The sequence below is a fragment of the uncultured Leptotrichia sp. genome, assembly GCF_938036635.1.
Classification (GTDB): domain Bacteria; phylum Fusobacteriota; class Fusobacteriia; order Fusobacteriales; family Leptotrichiaceae; genus Leptotrichia; species Leptotrichia hongkongensis.
In genome coordinates this window covers 1-1891 of the sequence record NZ_CALHQO010000386.1, presented here as the reverse complement: position 1 = coordinate 1891, position 1891 = coordinate 1, and the positions used below count along the sequence as shown (strand labels likewise).

General features: G+C 33.1%; 1 protein-coding gene and 1 pseudogene. Both read right to left on the bottom strand.

Translation table 11 applies throughout. The features are described 5' to 3' along the window. Positions 1 to 1286, bottom strand: a 1286-nt coding sequence (locus Q0370_RS07765; RefSeq protein ID WP_299574250.1) for a radical SAM protein, incomplete at its 3' end; no start/stop codon positions are given. Positions 1287 to 1401: 115 nt separating this feature from the next. Beyond that, positions 1402 to 1891, bottom strand: a pseudogene (locus Q0370_RS07760) (hypothetical protein); the annotation flags it as partial.

The following is a 1891-nucleotide window of genomic DNA, read 5'->3' as shown; positions in this document are numbered from 1 at the left end:
ATCGGTGATACTCGGGCCACAGCTGCACCAAAGCTCAAAAACAAATACATAATGGAAAATGGTATATTTTTTGTCCTTTTTAACACATCAAAGGTTCTTCCCAAAATATTTTTTACAGAATGATATGCATATCTTACTGCAATACACCTGTCACGAAACTCATTTGTAGAAATATCATAAGGCTCAAAAAATAAATACGAATATTTTTGAGGCTCCAGCCACCACTTTTTGTACAAAAGCCTTCCTTCCTTTTCCATTTTAAAATAAAGTTCGGTATTTGGAAAAGGTACGAGATAGTTAAACTGGACAAATTCCAGATGGTTTTTCTGTGCAAATTTTACAGTATCTTCAAACGTAGTGCCGATTTTTTCCTCAAACCCAAAAACGAATGTGGCATAAATTCCAATATTATATTTATGTATAATCCGTGTTGATTCCTCAATATCTCCCAGCTTGTAGCTCCATTCCTTTTTCATATTGTCAAGAGCCTCTTTATTTATTGACTCATATCCTATTAAAATAAAAAGACATCCGCTATCTCGCATAGCCGCAAGCAGTTTCTCGTTTTTTGCCATCGTTATCGCCCCTTGCGAAATCCATTTTTTCTTTAACGGCTTTATCTTCTCACAAAGCTCCAACGCATATTTCGGATCTGCAACAAAGTTATCATCAGCAAAAAATATATATTTTGACTTTATATGCTTCAATTCCTCAATTACACTATCAACAGGTCTTTTAGCATACCGTTTCTTATTAACTGCCGAAATTGCGCAAAATTCACAGTGATGAGGACACCCACGCCCAGTTTCCACAACTGAAATTAAATATTTTTTCTTAAAAATACTTCTGTCCGGTATTAAAAATTTATTGCTAAGCCCCCCAATATACAGTTTCTTTTCCGTTCCGTTTTTATAATCCTCAATAATTTTCCCCCAAATATCATCAGCATATCCCGTAACTACAGAATCTGCATGCTTCATAGCCTCATCTGGCACAAGCGAAGCATGTGTCCCCCCAACAATAACCTTCTTTCCTTTTTCCCTAAATCTTTTAGCAATCTCATATCCGTGCCGTGCTGTATAAGTTTCCAAAGTAATTACAACAATATCTGCATCATTATCATAGTCAATCGCCTCAATCCTCTCATCAATCAGCTCACACTCAATATCATAAGGAGTCAATGCCCGCAAATAAGCAAACGTAAGCGGCTCAAACGTTCTCAACTGAAAAATATATTTCTGTCCCTTTTTCTTTCCAAATCCAGGATAAACAAACAACATCTTCATAAAATTCACCTTTTTTATTTATTTAACTTCCAATATTTTAACACGCAAATCATTGAATTTTATTTTTTTTCAAAGCAAATTTTACTTTTTGAATCAAACTATTTAGTTTTAAAAATTAAAAAATTTCCTTCAAAACCCGTTTTCCCAAATTTGTTAAATTATCAAAAGAAATTTCGGCAAGGCAAACCAGCTCATCGCCTTTCTGATAGTTGGGATTTTTTTCTAAAAAAAACTGTATATTTTTATTTTTCAGCTGTTTTTCCGAAAGTACAACGACATTTTCCCGTAAAAAATCATTTGTTCCATCATTTTTAACAATTCCAATTTTCTTGTTGTATCTATTACCATATATTTTTTCAGCATAAATATCTTTTATTTTTTTCTCCATCTCACTTTCAGTATAATCCGTCTTTGGACAAAAATTTTTAAAGTATGTCGGAAGATACATGTATGTCTTTATCCCTTTAGAAATCAAGAACCAATAAGTTTTCACCCCATTTTTCATATTTTTTTCACTTTCCAGAAGGCAGTATTTTATCCATTCCTTCTGAAATTCAATTCCCCATGAAAATCCCTTTTCAATAATAGTGTCCCCAGAAAAAAAT